This is a genomic window from Enterobacter cloacae complex sp. P24RS (assembly GCF_014982165.1).
In the GTDB taxonomy this organism is placed as follows: Bacteria; Pseudomonadota; Gammaproteobacteria; order Enterobacterales; family Enterobacteriaceae; genus Enterobacter; species Enterobacter quasihormaechei.
In genome coordinates this window covers 59,516-78,137 of record NZ_JADCKU010000017.1, presented here as the reverse complement: position 1 = coordinate 78,137, position 18,622 = coordinate 59,516, and the positions used below count along the sequence as shown (strand labels likewise).

The 18,622-nt window shown below is 56.4% G+C and carries 20 protein-coding genes; 10 read left to right on the top strand and 10 right to left on the bottom strand.

Annotation, left to right across the window (positions count from 1 at the left end; all coding sequences use genetic code 11):
* The first annotated feature begins 31 nt into the window (after nt 1–31).
* Nucleotides 32–958 (top strand): 1,4-dihydroxy-2-naphthoate polyprenyltransferase, encoded by a 927-nt coding sequence (gene menA, locus INF58_RS17300; protein WP_193528176.1) that lies wholly within the window; start codon nt 32–34, stop codon nt 956–958.
* A 92-nt stretch (nt 959–1,050) separates the two neighbouring features.
* Nucleotides 1,051–1,536 carry a ribonuclease E activity regulator RraA gene (gene rraA, locus INF58_RS17295; protein ID WP_003862032.1) on the top strand — a complete coding sequence of 162 codons (486 nt, stop codon included), beginning with the start codon at nt 1,051–1,053 and terminating at the stop codon, nt 1,534–1,536.
* 81 nt (nt 1,537–1,617) lie between these two features.
* Here rraA and zapB read toward each other — a convergent pair whose 3' ends face one another.
* Nucleotides 1,618–1,857, bottom strand: coding sequence for a septal ring assembly protein ZapB (zapB, locus tag INF58_RS17290; protein ID WP_022649799.1), 240 nt, complete (start codon nt 1,855–1,857; stop codon nt 1,618–1,620).
* Nucleotides 1,858–2,256: 399 nt separating this feature from the next.
* Here zapB and INF58_RS17285 point away from each other — a divergent pair, with 399 nt between their 5' ends.
* The 4 genes from INF58_RS17285 to fpr all read left to right on the top strand — a co-directional run bounded on the left by INF58_RS17285 (nt 2,257) and on the right by fpr (nt 6,609).
* On the top strand, nt 2,257–3,102 hold the full coding sequence (locus tag INF58_RS17285; RefSeq protein WP_063865458.1) for an MIP/aquaporin family protein: 846 nt from the start codon (nt 2,257–2,259) through the stop codon (nt 3,100–3,102).
* Between the two features lie 21 nt (nt 3,103–3,123).
* Nucleotides 3,124–4,632: a glycerol kinase GlpK gene (gene glpK / locus INF58_RS17280; protein WP_063449719.1), complete on the top strand. Its 1,509-nt coding sequence runs from the start codon at nt 3,124–3,126 to the stop codon at nt 4,630–4,632.
* A gap of 123 nt (nt 4,633–4,755) precedes the next feature.
* Nucleotides 4,756–5,766 carry a class II fructose-bisphosphatase gene (gene glpX / locus INF58_RS17275; protein WP_063449718.1) on the top strand — a complete coding sequence of 337 codons (1,011 nt, stop codon included), beginning with the start codon at nt 4,756–4,758 and terminating at the stop codon, nt 5,764–5,766.
* A 96-nt stretch (nt 5,767–5,862) separates the two neighbouring features.
* A complete protein-coding gene (gene fpr, locus INF58_RS17270; RefSeq protein ID WP_193528170.1) occupies nt 5,863–6,609 on the top strand; it encodes a ferredoxin--NADP(+) reductase in 747 nt (248 codons plus the stop codon).
* On the opposite strand, the gene INF58_RS17265 is transcribed toward fpr, so the two are convergent.
* Nucleotides 6,610–7,029 (bottom strand): DUF805 domain-containing protein, encoded by a 420-nt coding sequence (locus INF58_RS17265; protein ID WP_063865457.1) that lies wholly within the window; start codon nt 7,027–7,029, stop codon nt 6,610–6,612. It abuts the gene before it with no gap.
* A 112-nt stretch (nt 7,030–7,141) separates the two neighbouring features.
* On the opposite strand from INF58_RS17265, the gene INF58_RS17260 reads away from it, so the two are divergent.
* Nucleotides 7,142–7,738, top strand: coding sequence for a DUF1454 family protein (locus tag INF58_RS17260; RefSeq protein ID WP_102750819.1), 597 nt, complete (start codon nt 7,142–7,144; stop codon nt 7,736–7,738).
* Between the two features lie 111 nt (nt 7,739–7,849).
* Nucleotides 7,850–8,617 (top strand): triose-phosphate isomerase, encoded by a 768-nt coding sequence (tpiA, locus tag INF58_RS17255; RefSeq protein WP_006808674.1) that lies wholly within the window; start codon nt 7,850–7,852, stop codon nt 8,615–8,617.
* An 81-nt stretch (nt 8,618–8,698) separates the two neighbouring features.
* On the opposite strand, the gene INF58_RS17250 is transcribed toward tpiA, so the two are convergent.
* From INF58_RS17250 to cpxP, 6 genes are all read right to left on the bottom strand, one after another.
* Nucleotides 8,699–10,003: an SLC13 family permease gene (locus INF58_RS17250; protein WP_193528169.1), complete on the bottom strand. Its 1,305-nt coding sequence runs from the start codon at nt 10,001–10,003 to the stop codon at nt 8,699–8,701.
* Nucleotides 10,004–10,076: 73 nt separating this feature from the next.
* On the bottom strand, nt 10,077–10,820 hold the full coding sequence (locus tag INF58_RS17245; RefSeq protein ID WP_064910929.1) for a CDP-diacylglycerol diphosphatase: 744 nt from the start codon (nt 10,818–10,820) through the stop codon (nt 10,077–10,079).
* 111 nt (nt 10,821–10,931) lie between these two features.
* A complete protein-coding gene (locus INF58_RS17240; protein ID WP_063865454.1) occupies nt 10,932–11,921 on the bottom strand; it encodes a sulfate ABC transporter substrate-binding protein in 990 nt (329 codons plus the stop codon).
* Between the two features lie 213 nt (nt 11,922–12,134).
* Nucleotides 12,135–13,097, bottom strand: coding sequence for a 6-phosphofructokinase (pfkA, locus tag INF58_RS17235; RefSeq protein WP_003862009.1), 963 nt, complete (start codon nt 13,095–13,097; stop codon nt 12,135–12,137).
* A 184-nt stretch (nt 13,098–13,281) separates the two neighbouring features.
* Nucleotides 13,282–14,166, bottom strand: a complete 885-nt coding sequence (gene fieF, locus INF58_RS17230) for a CDF family cation-efflux transporter FieF (protein ID WP_193528168.1) — start codon at nt 14,164–14,166, stop codon at nt 13,282–13,284.
* A 153-nt stretch (nt 14,167–14,319) separates the two neighbouring features.
* On the bottom strand, nt 14,320–14,826 hold the full coding sequence (gene cpxP, locus INF58_RS17225) for a cell-envelope stress modulator CpxP (RefSeq protein ID WP_193528167.1): 507 nt from the start codon (nt 14,824–14,826) through the stop codon (nt 14,320–14,322).
* Nucleotides 14,827–14,976: 150 nt separating this feature from the next.
* Between cpxP and cpxR the strand changes: the two genes are divergently transcribed.
* Nucleotides 14,977–15,675, top strand: a complete 699-nt coding sequence (gene cpxR, locus INF58_RS17220; RefSeq protein WP_003862004.1) for an envelope stress response regulator transcription factor CpxR — start codon at nt 14,977–14,979, stop codon at nt 15,673–15,675.
* Nucleotides 15,672–17,045: an envelope stress sensor histidine kinase CpxA gene (gene cpxA / locus INF58_RS17215; RefSeq protein WP_015569937.1), complete on the top strand. Its 1,374-nt coding sequence runs from the start codon at nt 15,672–15,674 to the stop codon at nt 17,043–17,045. The genes cpxR and cpxA overlap by 4 nt, the downstream gene beginning before the upstream one ends.
* Nucleotides 17,046–17,096: 51 nt before the next feature.
* Here the strand turns inward: cpxA and yiiM are convergent, their stop codons facing one another.
* Together yiiM and sodA are read right to left on the bottom strand one after the other, a co-directional pair.
* Nucleotides 17,097–17,771: a 6-hydroxyaminopurine reductase gene (yiiM, locus tag INF58_RS17210; RefSeq protein WP_063865451.1), complete on the bottom strand. Its 675-nt coding sequence runs from the start codon at nt 17,769–17,771 to the stop codon at nt 17,097–17,099.
* 71 nt (nt 17,772–17,842) lie between these two features.
* The gene (gene sodA / locus INF58_RS17205; RefSeq protein WP_003861999.1) at nt 17,843–18,463 is read right to left on the bottom strand and encodes a superoxide dismutase [Mn]; all 621 of its coding nucleotides are present in this window, start codon (nt 18,461–18,463) and stop codon (nt 17,843–17,845) included.
* Nucleotides 18,464–18,622: the final 159 nt, after the last annotated feature.

Here is an 18,622-nt window from a genome sequence, read left to right as displayed (position 1 = left end):
GGGGCTATTGCCCCCATTTTTTATTGGCTAAATAACTATGACTGATATCAGCCGTACGCAGGCGTGGCTCGAAAGTCTGCGCCCTAAAACGCTTCCTCTGGCTTTTGCCGCTATTATTGTCGGCACCGCGCTTGCCTGGTGGCAGGGGCATTTCGATCCGCTGGTGGCAGGTCTGGCGCTCATTACCGCCGGGCTGCTGCAAATCCTCTCTAACCTCGCGAATGATTATGGCGATGCGGTAAAAGGCAGCGACAAGCCTGACCGTATCGGGCCGCTGCGCGGGATGCAAAAAGGGGTGATCACCCAGGCACAGATGAAGCGGGCGTTGATTATCACCGTGGTGTTAATTTGCCTGTCCGGGCTGGCGCTGGTGACGGTCGCCTCGAAAACCACCAGCGACTTCATTGGCTTCCTGGTGCTGGGCCTGCTCGCCATTGTTGCGGCCATTACCTATACCGTCGGCACGCGCCCTTACGGGTATATTGGCCTGGGCGATATCTCCGTGCTGGTTTTCTTCGGCTGGCTAAGCGTGATGGGAAGCTGGTACTTGCAGGCACATACGGTGATCCCTGCCCTGTTCCTGCCCGCGACCGCCTGTGGCCTGCTGGCGACAGCGGTGCTAAATATCAATAACCTGCGCGACATCGACAGCGACCGCGAGAACGGTAAAAACACCCTTGCGGTGCGTCTGGGGCCGGTGAATGCACGCCGCTATCACGCCTGCCTGCTCATCGGCGCGCTGGTCTGCCTGGCGCTGTTCAACCTGATTTCTCTGCACAGCCTGTGGGGCTGGCTGTTTGTGCTCGCCGCACCGCTGTTGATTAAGCAGGCCCGATACGTGATGCGTGAACTTAGCCCGGCCGCCATGCCGCCGATGCTGGAACGCACGGTAAAAGGCGCGTTGCTGACTAACCTGCTGTTCGTCATCGGGATTGTCTTAAGCCAGACGCTGAGTTAGCTGACAAATATCAATTAACAATTGATGATTTTGCCAACAACGCATTTCGCACGATATACTGAACACATTCGCAGCAACAGAGCGTTAAACCTATGAAATACGATACCTCCGAGCTTTGCGACATCTACCAGGAAGATGTCAACGTCGTTGAACCCCTGTTTTCCAACTTTGGCGGACGGTCGTCATTTGGCGGGCAAATCATCACGGTGAAATGTTTCGAGGACAACGGGTTGCTGTACGATCTGCTCGAAGAGAACGGCCGTGGCCGCGTCCTGCTGGTGGACGGTGGCGGTTCAGTACGCCGCGCACTGATCGATGCAGACCTTGCCCGCCTTGCTGTGCAAAACGAGTGGGAAGGGATTGTGGTCTACGGCTCCGTGCGCCAGGTGGACGATTTGGAAGACCTGGATATCGGTATTCAGGCCATTGCCGCCATTCCGGTTGGCGCAGCGGGTGAAGGCATCGGCGAAAGCGACGTGCGCGTCAATTTCGGCGGCGTAACCTTCTTCTCCGGCGACCATCTTTATGCCGACAATACCGGGATTATCCTTTCCGAAGATGCGCTGGACATTGAGTAGTTAATCGGTAAGCGAGATGCAAAAAAAAGCCGGGTGGCGGCTTCGCCTTACCCGGCCTACTCAATTCATTCCCAAAGGAAATCAGACTTCTTCCATACGTCCCAGCAGCGCCTGCAAGCGATCCTGCCAGCCGTTCTGCTGTTCGCGCAGCTGGTTGTTTTCGCGCTCCAGTTCTTCGCGGCTGTGCTGAGCGTTCTGAACTTCCTGAGACAGGGAGTTGTTCTTCTCTTTCAGCTCTTCAATTTCCATTTGCAGCAGCGTGATGGTGTCAATCGCCTGCTGTACTTTCGATTCCAGTTTCTCAAACACTTCTAAAGACATGATCCTACCTCTCCTGAATTGCAAGGCGACGCTTTAAGATAAACGCGCACAACATATGTTCCGATTGTATGGAGCGCCGTCGCCCCTGTCCAGCGGCATGCCACGCAGATCGCGGTTTGCAACACTTTTCGGCCTCGTCCTGGTGCGTTCGCCGCATATCCCCCTAAGTTGTTAACCCATAAGTTAAAGAAATGATTCAGCCCATAATCATTATCTGATGCAAAAACGCGCTTTATGGCGCGAAAACGCTCATTTTATTGACACAGACCACACATTTCGATTTCGATATTTCTCGTTTGTGCTCGTTAACGATAAATTAACACTGTGTCTACAGGACACCGTGACTGTCACGGGCGGTCACGCAAACAATAAACATTACTCTTTTGCAGGATTCCGATTATGAGTCAGACATCAACCTTAAAAGGCCAGTGCATTGCCGAGTTTCTGGGTACCGGGTTGTTGATATTCTTCGGAGTAGGCTGTGTCGCTGCACTGAAAGTGGCGGGTGCCAGTTTTGGTCAGTGGGAAATCAGTATTATCTGGGGTCTGGGCGTGGCGATGGCCATCTACCTGACCGCAGGCGTTTCCGGCGCACATCTTAACCCGGCGGTGACCATCGCATTGTGGCTGTTCGCGTGCTTTGACGGACGCAAAGTTGTCCCTTTCATCATTTCACAATTTGCCGGCGCCTTTTGCGCAGCGGCGTTAGTTTACGGGCTTTATTACAATCTTTTCAGCGACTTCGAGCAGACGCACCACATGGTGCGTGGTAGTGTCGAAAGTCTGGATCTGGCGGGCATTTTCTCAACGTATCCGAATCCGCATATTAATTTTGTGCAGGCGTTCGCAGTTGAAATGGTGATTACCGCTATTCTGATGGGCGTCATTATGGCGCTGGGCGACGACGGAAACGGCATTCCGCGCGGCCCGCTGGCGCCGCTGCTGATTGGCCTGCTGATTGCGGTTATCGGCGCGTCGATGGGGCCGCTGACCGGCTTTGCGATGAACCCGGCGCGCGACCTGGGCCCAAAAACCTTCGCCTTCTTTGCCGGATGGGGCGATGTCGCCTTCACTGGCGGCAAGGACATTCCTTACTTCCTGGTTCCGCTGTTCGGGCCAATCGTAGGGGCGGCGCTGGGCGCATTTGGCTATCGCAAATTAATTGGTCGCCACTTACCGTGCGACACCTGTGTGGAAGAGGAAAAAGAGACGACTTCCACCGCACAACAAAAAGCTTCGCTGTAATCTGACTACGGGACACATACCATGACCGAAAAAAAATATATCGTTGCGCTCGACCAGGGCACTACCAGCTCCCGCGCTGTCGTAATGGATCACGACGCGAACATTGTCAGCGTGTCTCAACGCGAATTTGAGCAAATTTATCCGCGTCCAGGCTGGGTAGAACACGACCCAATGGAGATCTGGGCGTCACAAAGCTCCACGCTGGTGGAAGTACTGGCAAAAGCCGACATCAGTTCTGACGAGATTGCCGCTATCGGTATCACCAACCAGCGTGAAACCACCGTTGTCTGGGAGCGCGAAACCGGTAAGCCAATCTACAATGCCATTGTCTGGCAGTGCCGCCGCACGTCAGAGATCTGCGAAAAGCTGAAGCGCGACGGGATGGAAGAGTACATCCGCAGCGCAACCGGGCTGGTCATTGACCCCTATTTCTCCGGCACCAAAGTGAAGTGGATCCTCGACCATGTGGAAGGTTCACGCGAGCGCGCACGACGCGGCGAGTTGCTGTTCGGCACCGTCGATACCTGGCTTATCTGGAAGATGACTCAGGGACGCGTTCACGTCACCGACTACACCAACGCCTCGCGCACCATGCTGTTCAACATCAACACCCTGGAGTGGGATGACAAGATGCTGGACGCGCTGGACATTCCGCGCGCCATGCTGCCACAGGTGCGTAAATCTTCAGAAGTGTACGGTCAGACCAACATCGGCGGTAAAGGCGGCACGCGTATTCCTATCGCCGGTATCGCCGGTGACCAGCAGGCGGCGCTGTTCGGCCAGCTGTGCGTTAAGGAAGGGATGGCGAAGAACACGTACGGTACCGGCTGCTTTATGCTGATGAACACCGGTGAGAAAGCGGTGAAATCAGAAAACGGTCTGCTGACCACCATCGCCTGCGGCCCACGCGGTGAGGTGAACTATGCCCTGGAAGGGGCGGTATTCATGGCGGGCGCGTCCATTCAGTGGCTGCGCGACGAGATGAAGCTGATCAGCGATGCGTTTGACTCCGAATACTTTGCGACTAAGGTGAAAGACACCAACGGCGTATACGTGGTACCCGCGTTTACCGGTCTGGGCGCACCGTACTGGGATCCGTATGCCCGCGGCGCGATTTTCGGCCTGACGCGTGGAGTGAACTCAAACCACATCATTCGTGCGACCCTGGAATCCATCGCCTACCAGACGCGCGACGTGCTGGAAGCGATGCAGGCTGACTCCGGCATTCGTCTGCACGCCCTGCGCGTGGACGGCGGCGCGGTGGCCAACAACTTCCTGATGCAGTTCCAGTCCGACATTCTGGGCACCCGCGTTGAGCGTCCTGAGGTGCGAGAAGTGACGGCGCTTGGCGCAGCGTATCTGGCAGGCCTGGCGGTTGGCTTCTGGCAAAACCTCGATGAGCTTCAGGAAAAAGCGGTAATCGAACGCGAATTCCGTCCTGGGATCGAAACCACCGAGCGCAACTACCGCTACAGCGGATGGAAGAAAGCGGTGAAACGTGCCCTGGCATGGGAAGAGCACGACGAGTAAGCCTATATTCCCTCTCCTCTGGGGAGAGGGTTAAGGTGAGGGGCATCGACCGCACCGGTCCCCTCGCCCCTCCCCACTCTGTGATAAACTTCGTGCAATTCCTTTTGATTGTACGAGTACCTCATGAAACGTGAACTTGCTATCGAGTTTTCCCGCGTCACCGAAGCTGCCGCCCTTGCAGGCTATAAGTGGCTGGGTCGTGGCGACAAAAATACCGCAGACGGCGCAGCCGTCCATGCCATGCGCATTGTGCTTAATCAGGTCAATATCGACGGCACTATCGTCATTGGCGAAGGCGAAATCGACGAAGCGCCGATGCTCTACATCGGTGAAAAAGTCGGAACCGGCAAAGGCGATGCGGTAGATATTGCGGTCGACCCGATTGAAGGCACGCGCATGACGGCGATGGGCCAGGCCAATGCGCTGGCGGTGCTGGCCGTGGGCGATAAAGGCTGCTTCCTCAACGCGCCGGACATGTACATGGAAAAGCTGATTGTCGGCCCTGGCGCAAAAGGCGCAATCGACCTCAGCCTGCCGCTGGATGCCAACCTGCGCAATATCGCGGCGGCGCTGGGTAAACCGCTCAACGAACTCACCGTGACCATTCTGGCGAAACCGCGCCACGACGCCACCATTTCTTATCTGCAAGCACTCGGCGTGCGCGTGTTTGCCATTCCGGATGGCGACGTTGCCGCCTCTATTCTGACCTGCATGCCGGACAGCGAAGTCGACGTGCTTTACGGCATCGGCGGCGCGCCGGAAGGCGTGGTCTCTGCGGCAGTGATCCGCGCGCTGGACGGTGATATGCAGGCGCGCCTGCTGCCACGCCATGAGGTTAAAGGCGACAGCGACGAGAACCGCCGCATCGGTGAAGACGAGCTGGCGCGCTGTGCCGCGATGGGCATCGAAGCCAATAAAGTGCTCGCCCTGAGCGATATGGCCCGCAGCGACAATGTGGTCTTCTCCGCCACCGGCATCACCAAAGGCGATCTGCTGGACGGCATCACCCGCAAGGGCAACATGGCCACCACCGAAACCCTGCTGATCCGCGGTAAATCCCGCACCATTCGCCGCATTCAGTCCATTCATTATCTCGATCGCAAAGACCCGGACGTGCAGACGCACATTCTGTAAAACCGTTTGATCGATAGAGCTTTCCGGCCCGAATGGGCTGGAAATGTTTCCCACAAGTACGGAAGATAGAAGAGAGACACAGCACAGGAGAAGATCATGGCGGACTGGGTAACAGGTAAAGTCACAAAGGTACAGTTCTGGACCGATGCGCTATTTAGCCTCACGCTGCACGCGCCCGTTCATCCGTTTACCGCCGGGCAGTTTGCCAAGCTCGGGCTGGATATCGACGGTGAACGCGTACAGCGCGCCTACTCTTACGTTAACGCGCCTGATAACCCGGATCTCGAGTTCTACCTGGTCACCGTTCCGGACGGCAAGCTCAGCCCGCGCCTTGCTGCGCTGAAACCGGGCGATGAGGTGCAGATTGTCAGCGACGCGGCAGGCTTCTTTGTGCTGGATGAAATTCCGGATTGTGAAACGCTCTGGATGCTGGCGACCGGTACGGCCATCGGCCCTTATCTCTCTATTCTGGAGTACGGCAAAGACCTGGAGCGCTTTAAGAACATCGTGCTGGTCCACGCCGCGCGTTACGCCGCCGACCTGAGCTATTTGCCGCAGATGCAGGCGCTGGAACAGCGTTACGGCGGGAAATTAAAGATTCAGACGGTGGTCAGCCGCGAAACCGCAGCCGGCTCGTTAACAGGCCGCGTTCCGGCGCTGATTGAAAGCGGCACGCTGGAAGAGGCAGTGGGTTTACCGATGAATACCGACACCAGCCACGTGATGCTGTGCGGTAACCCGCAGATGGTGCGCGATACGCAGCAGCTGCTGAAGGACACCCGGCAGATGACGAAGCACCTTCGCCGCCGGCCGGGCCACATGACCGCTGAACACTACTGGTGATCAGCGGTACTTCACCTCAAGGGTATCTTTTCCGTATTTGTTCTCGCTCTGGGTGCCGATAAACGCGCCCAGTTCGACAACCATCATCACAAAGATAACCGTCGGCAGCAGTCTGCCCACTACCCACGGGAGGATGGAGGGCAGCATCGCCCAGTTTCCCGCCACCAGCATCCACGCCAGAATAATCAGGAAAGCCCATGCGCCGGAGCGGCCACGATCGTGCAGACGCTTCACCACCACCGCCGCGGTTGGCCACAGCAAACAGACCAGCGCAAACGCCGCGGTTTGCGTGCTCAGCCAGGCGTTGTAGGCAACGAAAAACAGTAGCAGCATGGCGATAACCCACGCTGCCATCCAGATCCAGAAGTCACGGCGTCCAATACGCCCTTTGAATGAAAACAGCCACTGCTGTATGGTCATGTAAGGTTCCTTATTATTGTTTAGCCCGCATTTTACCCTGGAGTTGTGACCTTTTGACAAGCCAACCAGATATCGTTTTAATCATGGGCAATGACGGCCAGGGGCAATGTTGATGAAAAGTTCGGCACACTCTCTTTATTTGTGTTTAGCGATGCTGAGCGCCAGTTTCCCCCTGTACGCTGCGGAAACGGCCTCCCCGGTCACCGCGCCCTATCTTCTGGCGGGCGCCCCCTCTTTCGATCAATCTATCAGCCAGTTCCGCGAGGCCTTCAACAAAGAAAACCCCTCGCTTGCGCTGGGGGAGTTTCGTGCGATTGACGGTGCCCGCGATACGCCGACCCTGACCCGCGCCGCCAGCAAAATTAACGAGAATCTGTATGCATCCACTGCCCTTGAGCGCGGAACGTTAAAAATCAAAAGTATGCAGATCACCTGGCTGCCGATTCAGGGGCCAGAGCAGAAAGCGGCGAAAGCGAAAGCGCTGGAGTACATGAGCGCCATCCTGCGCGCCTTTACCCCCACCTTCACCAAAGCGCAAAGCCAGCAAAAGCTGCAAAAACTGCTTACCGCCGGGAAAAACAAACGCTATTACGCCGATACGGAAGGCGCCGTTCGCTACGTCGTCGCAGACAACGGCGAAAAGGGGCTGACCTTCGCGGTTGAACCGATTAAGCTGGCGTTATCAGACGCACTCGAGGGGGCGAATTAATGACAAAAAGCAAAGCCTTTCGAGGGAAAATCTCTATACTGATTCACAGACCATGCTGCCCTTAAGGGTGGCCATATTCCTTAATTCGCTTATTGAGCGTGGAGAATTGAAATGCGACATCCTTTAGTGATGGGTAACTGGAAACTGAACGGCAGCCGCCACATGGTAAACGAACTGGTTGCTAACCTGCGTAAAGAGCTGGCTGGCGTGACCGGCTGCGCGGTTGCTATCGCTCCGCCGGATATGTACCTGGATCTGGCTAAACGTGCCGCTGACGGCAGCCACATCGTGCTGGGCGCGCAGAACGTTGACGTTAACCTGTCTGGCGCATTCACCGGTGAAACCTCCGCTGAAATGCTGAAAGACATCGGCGCGAAATACATCATCATCGGCCACTCCGAGCGTCGCACCTACCACAAAGAATCTGACGAATTCATCGCGAAGAAATTCGCCGTGCTGAAAGAGCAGGGTCTGATCCCGGTTCTGTGCATCGGTGAAACCGAAGCAGAAAACGAAGCGGGCAAAACCGAAGAAGTGTGCGCGCGTCAGATCGACGCCGTGCTGAAAACGCAGGGCGCGGCAGCGTTCGAAGGCGCGGTTATCGCTTACGAGCCAGTCTGGGCGATCGGTACCGGCAAATCTGCAACTCCTGCGCAGGCTCAGGCGGTGCACAAGTTCATCCGTGACCACATTGCGAAAGCAGACGCGAAAGTGGCTGAGCAAGTGATCATCCAGTACGGCGGTTCCGTTAACGCCTCCAACGCTGCTGAGCTGTTCACCCAGCCAGACATCGACGGCGCGCTGGTTGGCGGCGCATCCCTGAAGGCTGACGCTTTCGCGGTGATCGTTAAAGCAGCAGAAGCGGCTAAACAGGCGTAATTGCCTTGGTGGCGGGTGGCGCTTCGCTAACCCGCCCTACGGTTCTGTAGGCCCGGTGAGCGTCAGCGCCACCGGGCTTTTTTACAGCCGTCCCAGCAGGCTAAACCACAGATAATCCAGCGGCAGTAGCACTAGATACGTCGCTATCGCCAGCGCCAGGCAGAGCACCATGCCCGCCTTCGCAGGCACTTTCCCTAAGCCCATCGCCACCACAATCGGCGACGCCTGATACGGCAGCAGCGGCGTGGAATACCCCAGCACCTGAATCATGATCACCGACAGTAGCGGGAAGCCGGTCGCGTCCGAGAAGCTCTGCGCCAGCGTGGTGTACAGCGCCGGAACGCCGTTGGCGGTCATAATGAAGTTGAGCGCCGTGGTGATCCCCGTCAGCGCCAGGAAGCTGGTAAACGGTTTGTCTGCATCCAGCGGCATGATATGCAGCAACGCCTCCCCCACTGCCGCTCCAATACCGGTTTGTGTCACCGTAATCGCCAGCCCGAGAATACCCGCGACGTAAATACAGGTACGCATATTCACCCCGGCGGAGAACTCCTCGCCGGTGATAAAACCAATGCGCGGCAGCATGACGATGACCGAGGCTGCCAGCCCCGTCCACGCCGGGCCCACGCCGTGCCAGCTCTCCGTCACCCACATCACCAGCACCGCCGCCAGCAGCCAGGCGAGCCGTTTTTCGTCACGCCCCATCGGTTCCGATGGCGCCAGATCCTTCGCCGGTTTCGGGCTGCCGGGGAACAGCCAGCAGATCAGGCCAATCAGAATCAGGCCTTTGAGAATGCCCAGCACCGGCGTGTGCAGCAGCAAATAAGGAACATAATTGAGGTGGATACCGTATGAGCCTTCCGCCGCGCCGCTCATCACCAGGTTGGGAACGTTGGCGGGCAGGATGGTGGCCGAAAGCTGGAACGTGCCAAAGCCTACGGCAAGCGCCAGGCCAAACCACGCCCGCGAGCCATCAGCAATGCCGGCCCGCTTCGCCATTGCGGCAACAATCGGCATCAGCAGCGCAATACGCCCCATGTTCGAGGGCATGACGAACGCCAGGGCATAGCTCAGGAGCACAACGCTTGCCACCATCAGCACCCAGGAGTCGGTAAGCTTTGCCGACAGCGCCCGGGCCGCCCTGTCCGCCAGGCCGGTTTTCCGGATCGCCACGCCGAGCACAAAACCGCTGAACACCAGCCAGAAAGCCGACGAGGCAAAGCCGCCGAAGATCGCCTCCGGCGGGGCGATTCTGGCGGTCATCGCCGCCGTGAAGAACAGCAGCGCGGTAATAAATTCTGGCAACAGCGACGTCGCCCACAGCACGATGGTGACGCCGACGATCAGCGAGGGAAGCAGCAGAGGATGCGTTAACCAGAGCGACATGCCTGTCTCCTGTAGAATTTTTCAGCAAGTCTACGGCGACAGGCAGGCCGAGTAAACGCTATTTATGGTGGGGTCACTTCAGGATATCGCATTGATGATCCTGTAATTCCTCAGCCGACGCGCGGTTAAAGGTCAGCAGGTTACGCTCCGTCGCCAGCAGTACAAACGAGCCGTCCGACTGCTGCGCCATCGCCAGCGCGAAGCGTCCCATATGGTCGCGGGCTTCCGGCAGCTCTTCCGCCAGCATCATAAACGGGCTGCGCTGCACCAGTTCGTTCTCCGTCACCCGACGGGCAAGGTACTCATGCCCTTCCAGCCCGCCCGGAAGCGGTAGCCACTGGGTGCTGATTTGCCCCTGCGCCGCGTTCAGCTTCTCGCGCACGTCCGGGCGCAGGCAGGAGATGTGGATATGGAAATGGTTTTGCGTGCGCCCGGTCGGGGAGTTGATGGTCAGCGAAATGGCGCTGTCAGGCACGTCGGCGCCCCGCTTCATGCTCATAAAGTTACGCGACTGCCACGCCAGCCAGAAGAAATTCGGCGTCTGAGGTTCAGTCAGCAGCGGGCTTTCGGTGCCGTTAATACGGTACGTGGGCATCAGGAGGTATTGCAGCGGCCCGTTGCGGTCTTTAAACACCACGTAGCCAGCGTCCGGCTTCACCTGCGCACACGGCGCCGGGTTACGGTTTTGCAGCTGGTTGGGCACACACTGGTCGAGCACGATATGGCGCAACGCATTCGGATTACCCGCTTTCATCCAGTACACGCCGCCTGCGGCAAGGGCGATAACGATCAGAATCAGTAAGATAATTTTTTTCACAACGCGTTCCCTGTTTTCAGTAAAGGCAAAAGAGTAACGCAAAATGATGACCAAATAAAAAACCCGGCGGATTTCTCACACCGGGTTACCGTGTCGTGCTTTATGAAACGCCTAGCGCTTGCTGATTTGGTCGAAGGTGCCGCCGCTGGAGAAGTGCTCTTTCTGCGCTTTAGTCCAGCCGCCAAAAACATCGTCGATCGTAAACAGCTTCAGTTTCGGGAAGGCGTTCTCGTATTGCTTCGCGATGGCCTCATCGCGCGGGCGATAGAAGTTTTTCGCCGCAATTTCCTGACCTTCCGGCGAGTAAAGGTACTTCAGGTAGGCTTCCGCCACCGCTTTGGTCCCTTTCTTATCAACAACCTTATCGACTACGGAGACGGTCGGTTCAGCAAGGATGGATTCGCTCGGGGTCACGATTTCAAACTTGTCTTTACCCAGCTCGTGGGTTGCCAGCAGGGCTTCGTTTTCCCAGGCGATCAGCACGTCGCCGATGCCGCGCTCAACGAAGGTATTGGTTGCGCCGCGCGCGCCGGAGTCCAGCACCTCGACGTTTTTAAACAGCGCTTTCACGAATTCCTGTGCTTTCGCCTGGTCACCGTTGTTGTGGTGCAGCGCGTAGCCCCAGGCCGCCAGGTAGTTCCAGCGTGCGCCGCCGGAGCTTTTCGGGTTCGGCGTGATGACCGACACGCCCGGTTTCACCAGGTCGTTCCAGTCCTTAATCTGTTTCGGGTTGCCTTTACGCACCAGGAAGACGATGGTCGAGGTGTAGGGTGCAGAGTTGTCCGGCAGGCGTTTGATCCAGTTTTTGTCGATACGGCCGCGCTCCGCAATGGCGTCCACGTCGTAAGCCAGCGCCAGGGTAACCACATCAGCTTCAATGCCGTTGATCACCGATGTCGCCTGCTTACCGGAACCGCCGTGAGACTGGCGAACCACCACGTTATCGCCGGTTTCCTGTTTCCAGTGCGCCGCAAAAGCTTTGTTGTACTGGTCGTACAGCTCACGCGTCGGGTCGTACGACACGTTCAGTAACTGAATGTCCTTTGCCAGAACGCTGGTCGATGCCAGCAATAATGTTAACCCCACGCCCCATTTCTTCATCGCCCAGCTCTCTTATGCAGTGTTTTGATGAATGCAGCGTGCCAGAAAGCTAACCGATGATTAAAGAATAAAAAAAGATTGGCTATAACGTGGAGGAATAAAAAATGGAGGGGAACAAAAAAGCCGGGTGGCGGCTTCGCCTTACCCGGCCTACATTCGTCGCTACGCAGGCCCGGTAAGCGCAGCGCCACCGGGCATAACAAACACAGCGAATCAGTACAGTTTTTTCGCGCAGTCCAGCCAGTCACCTTTGAACGGACGCTTCATGTTTTCAATGGCGTCAATGATGTCATGGTGAACCAGTTTCTCGTTCTGAATACCGACGCAGCGGCCGCCGTGGCCCTGAAGCAGCAGCTCAATCGCGTACGCACCCATGCGGGACGCCAGGATACGGTCGTATGGGCCCGGGGAACCGCCGCGCTGAATGTGACCCAGTACGGTCGCGCGGGTTTCGCGTTTGGTTTCGGTTTCGATGTACTTCGCCAGTTCGTCAACGTCACAGATGTGCTCGGTGATGGCAACGATCGCGTGTTTCTTACCTTTCGCGATACCGGCTTTGATCTCAGCGACCAGATCTTCACGGCTGAATTCCACTTCCGGAACTACTACGAACTCACAGCCACCGGCAATTGCCGCCGCCAGAGTCAGGTCACCGCAGTAACGGCCCATCACTTCAACGATGGAAATACGCTGGTGAGAGGAAGAGGTGTCACGCAGGCGGTCAATCGCTTCCACAACGGTACCCAGCGCGGTGAAGTAACCGATGGTGTAGTCGGTGCCTTTAATGTCGTTGTCGATGGTGCCAGGCAGGCCGATGCACGGGAAGCCCATTTCCGTCAGACGTTTTGCACCCATGTACGAGCCGTCGCCGCCGATAACCACCAGCGCGTCCAGGCCGCGTTTTTTCATGTTTTCGATAGCCACTTCGCGGATGTGTTCGTCACGGAATTCCGGGAAGCGCGCAGAACCGAGGAAAGTACCGCCACGGTTGATCATGTCAGACACGCTGTAGCGGTCCAGCTGAACCATGCGGTCTTCATACAGGCCCAGGTAACCGTCATAGATACCAAAAACTTCCAGACCTTCCGTCAGCGCTGCACGGACAACCCCACGGATTGCCGCGTTCATGCCCGGCGCATCACCGCCGCTTGTCAACACACCGATTTTCTTAATCATGACTACCTCTGAACTTAGGAATGCAAAATTGAAATCTGCTGCCGGAAGAAACTGTTCAACCGTCGAATACTGCAAATAGTATATCAATCCCTTCCAGCTGAATTGATTCAGGTCAGGCCATATGGTGGTAATTTATCCACAAAATGCTGGTCTGGCTCTCTTTTTTACAACGAATTACGAAAGCTCAAAACGCCCTGGGTACGACAGAGCACGGATCCTGGTGAATAATGACGTCTGACCCAGGGAAACGCTGCAAAATCGCCTGCTCCACCTGTTCAGCGACCATATGCGCCTGAACCAGTGGCAAGTTGTCTTCCATTTCCAAATGAATCTGAATAAAGCGGGTCGGCCCTGACTGCCGCGTACGAAGATCGTGAGCGCCACTAACGCCAGGCCAGTTGGCCACGATGGCATAAATTTCATTACGTTCTGCGTCCGGAAGCGCACGGTCAAGAAGCGACTGTACCGCGTCATACCCCATCCGCAACGCGCTGTATAAAATATAGATCCCTATCCCTAACGCAAACAACGCATCGGCCCGATGCCAGCCATACCAGGCCAGACCAAGCGCAATAAGAATAGCCCCATTCATCATAACATCAGACTGATAATGAAGCATATCGGCCCGTACAGCCTGGCTTTGAGTTTTGCGTACGACCCAGCGCTGGAACGTTACAAGAACTAGTGTGCTTATAAGTGCAACTACCGTTACGACCACGCCAACGCCCGGATCGTTCATAGGGGAAGGCGAAATAAGGTGCTGAATGCCGGTCAAAAACAGGAAAAGCGCGGAGCCCGAAATAAACATGCTTTGCGCCAGCGCGGCCAGCGATTCCGCCTTGCCGTGCCCAAACGTATGCTCTTCATCCGCCGGTTGCAGCGAGTAGCGCACCACCAGCAGGTTGGTCAGCGAGGCGGCAATATCCACCAGCGAATCCACCAGCGCCGCCAGAATACTGACCGAGCCGGTGTACCACCACGCGAAGATTTTAATGATCAGCAAACACGACGCCGTCACCGTCGCGGCTATTGCGGCCCGGCTTACCAGCCGTCCATAGGATTGATTCATAAACACTCCTGTCATGCCATGGCGCTAGTATAACGGATGGTGGTGGAGTGAAAGGATGAATAAAGCGTTAACAAACCTGAACGACGGGTAAAAAAAACCCCCACATCATGTGGGGGAAGACAGGGATGGTGTCTATGGCAAGGAAAACAGGGTTTACTGGTTACTACGGGTACTGCTATTGCTACTGAAAAGCGTCATATCTGAGCTTCGCTGCATCCGTGCAACCTCACGCAACTGGTTCATACGTTGCTGATGTTTGGTGTTCAAAACCGCTTGCTGCTCGGGCGTTAGCAGGTGGAACATCTGGTTGCGAACCTTCGCCATTTCTACCTGGCGGGCAACCTGTTCCTGCGCCATTTTTTCGGCCTGAGCGCGTACAGCGCTTTCGTCAAAATTTTCTGCGGTGACAAGGCGATGCATTGTCTCCATTTCGCTAACATTAACAGGGGCCTGGTCGTGTCGTGCCCTCTGCATCAGATCTCGCATCTGTTGACGCTGATGTTCGGTTAAACTTATGCCGTCAAACATATGGTTTTGGCTGCTGTGCTGCGTTGCGCCCTCAACCGAGGAGCCGTTATCGCTGATGTTAGCTACAGCAGCCTGGCTAAACGCACTGAAGGCCAGCGTTGAGGCCATGACGGCAGCGGTAACTTTGCGCATCACTTGCTCCCAAAATCTTTCGTGTCGCGATTCAACGAGAGACAGTCTACGATTCAGGCTGCAAACATGCGTCAGGGGGTGTAAAACAACGTAAAGTCATGGATTAGATAGCCTTGATGTCGTAATTTCTGCCTCGGAGGTATTTAAACAATGAATAAAATCCTGTTAGTTGATGATGACCGAGAGCTCACATCTCTTTTAAAGGAGTTGCTCGACATGGAAGGTTTCAACGTCCTGGTTGCCCATGATGGGGAACAGGCGCTGAGTCTCCTTGACGACAGCATCGATTTACTTTTGCTCGACGTCATGATGCCGAAGAAAAACGGCATTGATACGTTGAAAGAGCTTCGCCAGACACACCAGACCCCCGTTATTATGCTGACCGCACGCGGCAGCGAGCTTGACCGCGTTCTCGGCCTTGAGCTGGGTGCGGATGACTACTTACCTAAGCCGTTCAACGATCGTGAACTGGTGGCCCGTATTCGTGCGATCCTGCGCCGTTCTCACTGGAGCGAGCAGCAGCAGAATACCGACAACAGTTCACCTACGCTGGAAGTGGACTCCCTGAGCCTGAACCCGGGCCGCCAGGAAGCGAGCTTCGACGGTGAAACGCTGGAGCTAACCGGCACCGAGTTCACCCTGCTGTATCTGCTGGCGCAGCATCTCGGCCAGGTGGTGTCACGTGAACACTTAAGCCAGGAAGTGCTCGGCAAACGCCTTACCCCGTTTGACCGCGCCATCGATATGCATATTTCGAACCTGCGCCGTAAGCTGCCGGAGCGTAAAGACGGTCACCCATGGTTTAAAACCCTGCGTGGTCGCGGTTATCTGATGGTTTCCGCTTCATGATAGGCAGCTTAACCGCCCGCATCTTCGCCATCTTCTGGCTGACGCTGGCACTGGTTTTAATGCTCGTTTTGATGTTGCCAAAACTCGACTCACGCCAGATGACGGAGCTTCTCGACAGCGAGCAACGTCAGGGCGTGATGATCGAGCAGCACGTGGAAGCGGAGCTGGCAAACGATCCGCCGAACGATTTAATGTGGTGGCGCAGGCTGTTTCGCGCTATCGACAAGTGGGCGCCCCCCGGACAACGGCTGCTGCTGGTTACCAGCGAAGGTCGCGTGATTGGGGCCGATCGCAATGAGATGCAAATCATCCGCAACTTTATTGGCCAGGCGGATAACGCCGATCACCCACAGAAAAAGAAATATGGTCGGGTAGAGATGGTCGGCCCTTTCTCGGTACGGGATGGGGAAGATAACTACCAGCTCTACCTGATTCGCCCTGCGAGCAGTTCCCAGTCCGACTTCATCAACCTGCTGTTTGACCGTCCGCTCCTGCTGCTGATCGTCACAATGCTGGTCAGTTCCCCGCTGCTGTTATGGCTGGCGTGGAGCCTGGCGAAACCGGCGCGTAAGCTGAAAAACGCGGCGGACGAAGTGGCACAAGGCAACCTCAGGCAGCATCCGGAGCTGGAATCCGGGCCGCAGGAGTTCCTGGCCGCCGGCACCAGTTTTAACCAGATGGTCAGCGCGCTTGATCGGATGATGACTGCCCAGCAACGCCTGCTTTCGGACATCTCACACGAACTGCGTACGCCGCTCACGCGCTTACAGCTGGGCACCGCCCTGCTGCGCCGCCGCAGCGGTGAGAGCAAAGAGCTGGAGCGTATTGAGACGGAAGCGCATCGTCTGGACAGCATGATCAACGATCTGCTGGTGATGTCGCGTAATCAGCAGAAAAACGCGCTGGTGAGCGAAACGGTGAAAGCCAATCACCTGTGGCACGAGGTGCTGGACAACGCAGCGTTCGAAGCGGAGCAGATGGGGAAATCGTTCACCGTCAACTTCCCGCCGGGCCCGTGGCCGCTCTATGGTAACCCCAACACGCTGGAAAGCGCGCTGGAGAATATCGTGCGTAACGCCCTGCGCTATTCGCACACGAAGATTGAAGTGGCGTTTTCGGTGGATAAAGACGGGATTACCGTCATTGTTGATGACGATGGTCCAGGCGTCAGCCCGGAAGATCGCGAGCAGATATTCCGTCCGTTCTACCGCACCGACGAGGCGCGCGACCGCGAGTCCGGCGGTACGGGGCTGGGTCTGGCGATTGTTGAAACCGCCATGCAGCAGCACCGTGGCTGGGTGAAAGCCGATGACAGCCCGCTGGGCGGGCTGCGGTTAACGCTGTGGCTACCGCTGTATAAGCGTTCGTAACGGTATGTGCCGGGTGGCGGCTTCGCTTACCCGGCCTACTTTTTACGGAGCCTATTTCCCCCACAATCTCCGCGAACTACTCTCGATCTTCCCGCTTATACGCCGCTTCTGCATCGTTCTTGTCCAGCTGGTAGACAACCCCGCCGCCGACAGCAGGCGATGATACTGTTCATCGTCGAAAGGCATATGCCAGGCAATCGCGCAGGCCTCGTACACCGACACCTCACTCAGGCGCGACGCGAGCTCAAGCGGCGCATCCGCAGAAACCTGTCCCGCCTGCACAACGCGATACAGCCAGCCGGTTTTGCCCGCGTTTTGCAGCTGGGCCGACATATCCTGAATACCGAAATGGTAGTTGAGCTTAAAGCACGGCGAGCGCGGCTGGGTGACCTGAATCAGGGCATCGCCCCAGCGGTAAATATCGCCAATAAAGACGTTCTTTTCCGTCAGCCCTTCCGTTGAGAGATTTTCGCCAAACGCGGGCGCGACGAAGAGGTCCGCCTGTTCAGGAAATTCGGTTTTCCAGTGCTGATAGTGCTCGCGAGGATAGTGGCACAGCGCGCGATCGGGCCCGCCGTGGATTTTCTTTTCGGCCTGCTGGTCGCCCACCAGCCCGAGCTCGGTCAGCGACAGCTCACCGTCGACCTGCACTTTGGCGATGGCGCTCGGGCGGCTGCCGTCGTACTCCCTTACCTTGCCTGTAAACACGTTCACCGGGTAATGCATCGCTGCCTCCATTACGCAGATACAAAAAAAGCGAGTCATCAGACTCGCTTCTCACAGGCGTCAATGCAACCTTATTTTTTAGCGGCGAAACGCGCTGCGGCTTCGTCCCAGTTCACGACATCCCAGAACGCTTTGATGTAGTCAGGGCGACGGTTCTGGAACTTCAGGTAGTAAGCGTGTTCCCACACGTCCAGGCCCAGAATTGGGAAGCCGGATGCGCCAGAGATGGCTTCACCCATCAGCGGGGAGTCCTGGTTTGCCGTAGAAACGACCGCCAGTTTGTCACCTTTCAGAACCAGCCACGCCCAGCCAGAGCCGAAGCGGGTTGCAGCGGCTTTTTCGAATTCCGCTTTGAAGTTGTCAACGGAGCCGAAGTCGCGCTCGATTGCCGCTTTCAGATCGCCCTGAAGGGTGGTGCCGGTTTTCAGGCCTTTCCAGAACAGGCTGTGGTTAGCGTGACCGCCCGCGTTGTTACGCAGTACGGTTTTCTTGTCTGCTGGCAGCTGGTCCAGCTTGGTGATCAGCTCTTCAACAGGCAGATTAGCGAACTCTGGCAGGCTTTCCAGCGCAGCATTCGCGTTGTTCACGTAGGTCTGGTGGTGTTTAGTGTGATGGATTTCCATCGTCTGCTTGTCGAAATGCGGTTCCAGTGCGTCGTAGGCATACGGCAGGGATGGCAGTGTATAACTCATAATCCTCTCCATTATTGTCGGGCGGCACAGCTGTTAATGCCGCGTAAGCAGTTGGTTCATTATAGTTAATTAAATGATATTGAAAATGATTATCAATGCCGTAGTTTTTATAGGGTTATTACAATTTCGATGAATCACAAAATTGTGAGTCTGCTCACG

Excerpts from the sequence above, each read along its gene's own strand:
- zapB (WP_022649799.1), bottom strand. The coding sequence starts at position 1,857 with ATGTCTTTAGAAGTGTTTGAGAAACTGGAATCGAAAGTACAGCAGGCG.
- yiiM (WP_063865451.1), bottom strand. The coding sequence starts at position 17,771 with ATGCATTACCCGGTGAACGTGTTTACAGGCAAGGTAAGGGAGTACGAC.
- rraA (WP_003862032.1), top strand. The coding sequence starts at position 1,051 with ATGAAATACGATACCTCCGAGCTTTGCGACATCTACCAGGAAGATGTC.
- INF58_RS17260 (WP_102750819.1), top strand. The coding sequence starts at position 7,142 with ATGAAAAGTTCGGCACACTCTCTTTATTTGTGTTTAGCGATGCTGAGC.
- INF58_RS17240 (WP_063865454.1), bottom strand. The coding sequence starts at position 11,921 with ATGAAGAAATGGGGCGTGGGGTTAACATTATTGCTGGCATCGACCAGC.
- sodA (WP_003861999.1), bottom strand. The coding sequence starts at position 18,463 with ATGAGTTATACACTGCCATCCCTGCCGTATGCCTACGACGCACTGGAA.
- glpK (WP_063449719.1), top strand. The coding sequence starts at position 3,124 with ATGACCGAAAAAAAATATATCGTTGCGCTCGACCAGGGCACTACCAGC.
- cpxR (WP_003862004.1), top strand. The coding sequence starts at position 14,977 with ATGAATAAAATCCTGTTAGTTGATGATGACCGAGAGCTCACATCTCTT.
- cpxP (WP_193528167.1), bottom strand. The coding sequence starts at position 14,826 with ATGCGCAAAGTTACCGCTGCCGTCATGGCCTCAACGCTGGCCTTCAGT.
- pfkA (WP_003862009.1), bottom strand. The coding sequence starts at position 13,097 with ATGATTAAGAAAATCGGTGTGTTGACAAGCGGCGGTGATGCGCCGGGC.
- tpiA (WP_006808674.1), top strand. The coding sequence starts at position 7,850 with ATGCGACATCCTTTAGTGATGGGTAACTGGAAACTGAACGGCAGCCGC.
- glpX (WP_063449718.1), top strand. The coding sequence starts at position 4,756 with ATGAAACGTGAACTTGCTATCGAGTTTTCCCGCGTCACCGAAGCTGCC.
- fpr (WP_193528170.1), top strand. The coding sequence starts at position 5,863 with ATGGCGGACTGGGTAACAGGTAAAGTCACAAAGGTACAGTTCTGGACC.
- INF58_RS17285 (WP_063865458.1), top strand. The coding sequence starts at position 2,257 with ATGAGTCAGACATCAACCTTAAAAGGCCAGTGCATTGCCGAGTTTCTG.
- fieF (WP_193528168.1), bottom strand. The coding sequence starts at position 14,166 with ATGAATCAATCCTATGGACGGCTGGTAAGCCGGGCCGCAATAGCCGCG.
- INF58_RS17250 (WP_193528169.1), bottom strand. The coding sequence starts at position 10,003 with ATGTCGCTCTGGTTAACGCATCCTCTGCTGCTTCCCTCGCTGATCGTC.
- INF58_RS17265 (WP_063865457.1), bottom strand. The coding sequence starts at position 7,029 with ATGACCATACAGCAGTGGCTGTTTTCATTCAAAGGGCGTATTGGACGC.
- cpxA (WP_015569937.1), top strand. The coding sequence starts at position 15,672 with ATGATAGGCAGCTTAACCGCCCGCATCTTCGCCATCTTCTGGCTGACG.